This is a genomic window from Bacillus sp. AY2-1 (assembly GCF_008368965.1).
GTDB classification, from domain to species: Bacteria; Bacillota; Bacilli; order Bacillales; family Bacillaceae_G; genus Bacillus_A; species Bacillus_A thuringiensis_S.
Map to the genome: position 1 here is coordinate 1 of NZ_QPEL01000196.1, position 3,705 is coordinate 3,705.

A 3,705-nucleotide genomic window follows, 5' to 3' on the forward strand; every position below is an offset into this window, starting at 1 on the left:
GTAATATATTGAAGTATGTTAAGGAGAAATAATATAACTATTCCCAGATAAAGAGTATTATATAAAAAATTAGTAGTTTTATACTGAATTTCTAAACCTCTCTCATCTCTTGCCTCTTGGCTTTTTTGAAATTTAAACATATATAATTCACTTAAGCATGATAAAACTATAATAATAATAATTACAGCATACTTTATAAATTCCATTTGTTTATTCCTCCTTAAATTCAAAAACTTCCTCTAATGGTTTTCCAAAAGCTTGGGCTATTTTAAATGCAAGAATTAAAGAGGGATTATATTTATTCCTTTCCATAGAAGCGATAGTCTGTCGACTAGCACCTACTCTCTCTCCTAAATCTTGCTGTGTCCAACCTTTTTCGGCACGACAAACAACTATCCGGTTATTTAACAACTACCTCCACCTCCTATAAACATTTTATCCTATTTTTAACATTTTGCGTATAATCTTTAACATATTGCGTACTATTTTTTACATTTTGTTGAAAATACCATATGAGGAACATTAAATATTTGCAAGAAGTTGTCTCTTCAAACGACTAGTATTCTAGGAAATTGCAACTAAAGAAGTGGCTGTTTCTTTTATTCCCCTAAAAACTTAATCGCTTTGCGGTACTTCTCCAATCGTTTTAGATCTTTATCTGTTATTCTAGCAAGTCTTGAGCGATCAGAATTATGTTTTAAGTCTGCAAGTTTAACTGTACGGGCAAGAGAATTTTCTTTCACTCTGCTCAGATACTCAAAATAAGGTGTGTATTTCTCTTTTGTCAGTACCTGCACTGCCTCAACTACGTTATGAGGTATACCAGCATTTAATAAATCAGCAGCTGTTATCTCAGTATCTTCCAGAACGTCATGCAAATAAGCAGTAGCTTTCTCTTCGGCCGTATTTACAAAGCTAGCAACTGCCTCAGGGTGTTTGATATAATCCATACCTGCTTTATCTACTTGTCCAGCATGGGCTTTTTTGGCTATCTCATGAGCTATTTTTATATAATTAGGTAACATTGCAAAATCTCCATTTCTTTAAACGCCCCTCCCCCTCTAGCAAGCTGTTCTAAAAGTGAAGGAGGAAAATATTGATATAATCTCTCAGCAAATCATTGAAGTTTATCTTGAAACAAAAAATTCACAAAAAATGCCATCCTCTCTGTATATTTCTACAAAAAGAATAGCGTTTTTTGGTTATACGGATACAATTTTATTTTAATTTGAATTATACCCCTTACCCTTACTGGTATTTACTAAATTTATGAAGAAAATTAGTCCGCAGATAAGGAATAAAAAAGGAGGGACCCATGTTCTAAAATTAACTAGACTTATAATAAGCATTATAATGCAAAGGATACAACCTATAATATCAATGCTAAAAGATAACTTCCCCTTTATTGTTTTCATTTATAACTATTCCCTTCCAGATCCCACCTTTAATTTATAATTCTCAATATAATAATAACATGTGTTTCGACTTTTAACTTTTTTACATTTAATTACTTTTTGGATTCTGGTGCAACAAATACTGTTATTGTATGTACTCGGGTATCAAGATAGCAATTACCGATGAAATTAAAAGTACACCTGAACAGATTGAAGAATCCACTACAAAAAAGCTAACGAAGCAAAAGTAAACAAAATATAGATTTGAATTATATTTCTCAACAACCAAAATTACTTAACATGGTAAAATAACAATTGGGTTGGCACCCAATACCATATTACGATGGTTCCAGTCGCAGGAAGGCACCTTTGGGTGTCTTTTCTTTTGCTTGAAACACATTCTGGCAAAATACCTGTATCTTTGTTAATTTACGACTCACATAAACCAACAAACTTCGTATATATAATTTGTTACCCTAAATGGGTTGAAAATACGAACAGTTATAGGAGGATTTTGTGAATGGTAAAAATGGCTTGTGTAAGTATTATTACTGGTATTCTTTTAATATGTGCAACAGGATGTGCCACTCAAACTGAATCTATTACAACTAAAACTCAATCAATAGATGATGGCACATATACAACAAAAGAGATCAAAGACGCATTTCCTGTAGGAACACCCATAAATACTTACATTCGAAAAGAAGAAAAACTGAACGTAAAACATCTTACCAGTATTGCACTTACAGATGGTGGCGTTGGTAGAGTTCTGGAATCAACAGATGGTTTTGTTGTCGTATGTGGGAATGAAAAAGGAGTTTTTGATGTGTTAATATTTAAAACTATGGAAGATGTAAAGAAATATGAACAGAGTTTAAAGCGATAATTAATATCCTTCTTATGCCTTTTACACAGGCATTGTCCTCTAGCTCTTGCTATGGCTTTTTCTATGTACAGTATTAATTGCGTACACAAACGTAATAATAGTCACCTAATTACATATGAAGAGGTGCAAAAAATGAATAAAACAAGATTAACAAAAGTAGTAGTAGAAAAAGCTGAACTTATACAAAAAGATGCTACTGCAGCAACACAAGCGTTATTAGATACAATAACAAATGCGTTAGCAAATGGATAGAAAGTACAGATTCTTGGCTTTGGTACATTTGAAGTACGTGAAAGATCTGCACGTACAGGACGTAACCCACAAACAGGTGAAGAAATGCAAATCGCGGCTTCAAAGACACCTGCTTTTAAAGCAGGAAAAGAATTAAAAGAGGCAGTGAAATAATTATATACATTGAAAGAGTCCTGATATTCATATCAGGACTCTTTCAATAGCCTTTTTGTTCATAAAACAAAAAAGTATCATCCAATATGTATTAGATGATTCCTCCTCTCCCACCTATTTCCGTAGGTTGGCCTTATCTTTATTACACAATCCAAATCATACTCTGATTTTTCCATAAACTTTATGCAATTATACATATCTGTAAAAAATTACACCAACTAAATATTACATATAACAAAACAATAAACGTGGATACATTCTATAAAGCAAATTCTTTTGAAAGGCGTCACTCTAATACTGATCTCAAATCTCTTGTACTTTGTGAACTAACAATCTGGTGTATATAGATGATTCTGTTTTATAGGATGTGTTTACACGTATAACAAAGGGATAATACGATAAGTTTATACTAAATGAACGTGGTTCAAGTCGGAAGAAGGCATCTTAGGGTGTCTTTTTTTGTACATAATAAAAGCCTCACCATCCTCTGGAAACGGTAAGTCCTTTAAAACAAATAACAATTGCAACTATATTAATTTTACATTACATTAAAAGTTAGAGAAAACTCTTATACTAATACAGTGCTTAATAGTAGGTGGAAAAATGGAATTTTACGATTTGGGTATTACCATTAAAGAACTTAGAATTAAAAAAAATATATCACAATCCGAATTATGTCATGGAATATGTTCACAAAGCCAAATTAGCAAGATTGAAAAAGGTGTGATTTATCCATCTAGCATATTGTTATATCAATTATCTGAAAGACTTGGGATTGATCCAAATAATATATTTGCACTAACTCAAAACAAAAAAATTAAATATGTAGAAAATGTAAAATACGTAATAAAAGATTGCTTAAAACAAAAACAATATAAAGAACTTTATGAAATAGTAAAAAAAGAGAAAAACTTAAATAATTTTCAAACAAAAAAAGAGCAACAATTTCTAATATGGCATGAAGCAATTGCTATATTTATGGTGGAGCGATCAATAAAAACGGCTTTAGATCTTTTAAAT

Annotated in this window: 5 protein-coding genes and 1 pseudogene; 3 read left to right on the plus strand and 3 right to left on the minus strand. The window is 31.5% G+C overall.

From position 1 onward, the window contains the following. From DN403_RS31575 to DN403_RS28270, 3 genes are all read right to left on the minus strand, one after another. Nucleotides 1–206: hypothetical protein (locus DN403_RS31575; protein ID WP_149186004.1), on the minus strand; the 206-nt coding region annotated here is incomplete at its 3' end. Between the two features lie 4 nt (nucleotides 207–210). Next, a complete protein-coding gene (locus tag DN403_RS28265) occupies nucleotides 211–411 on the minus strand; it encodes a helix-turn-helix transcriptional regulator (protein ID WP_000933886.1) in 201 nt (66 codons plus the stop codon). Nucleotides 412–599: 188 nt separating this feature from the next. Further along, nucleotides 600–1,025: an HD domain-containing protein gene (locus tag DN403_RS28270; protein ID WP_149186005.1), complete on the minus strand. Its 426-nt coding sequence runs from the start codon at nucleotides 1,023–1,025 to the stop codon at nucleotides 600–602. Nucleotides 1,026–1,914: 889 nt separating this feature from the next. On the opposite strand from DN403_RS28270, the gene DN403_RS28280 reads away from it, so the two are divergent. From DN403_RS28280 to DN403_RS28290, 3 genes and pseudogenes are all read left to right on the plus strand, one after another. Beyond that, nucleotides 1,915–2,280: a hypothetical protein gene (locus tag DN403_RS28280; protein WP_098834039.1), complete on the plus strand. Its 366-nt coding sequence runs from the start codon at nucleotides 1,915–1,917 to the stop codon at nucleotides 2,278–2,280. Between the two features lie 132 nt (nucleotides 2,281–2,412). Then, nucleotides 2,413–2,685 (plus strand): annotated as a pseudogene (locus DN403_RS28285) (HU family DNA-binding protein). A gap of 603 nt (nucleotides 2,686–3,288) precedes the next feature. Next, nucleotides 3,289–3,705: helix-turn-helix domain-containing protein (locus DN403_RS28290; RefSeq protein ID WP_149186006.1), on the plus strand; the 417-nt coding region annotated here is incomplete at its 3' end.

Bases quoted from the DNA above. Each gene is read 5' to 3' on its own strand.
- DN403_RS28280 (WP_098834039.1), top strand. From the start codon at position 1,915: ATGGTAAAAATGGCTTGTGTAAGTATTATTACTGGTATTCTTTTAATA.
- DN403_RS28270 (WP_149186005.1), bottom strand. From the start codon at position 1,025: ATGTTACCTAATTATATAAAAATAGCTCATGAGATAGCCAAAAAAGCC.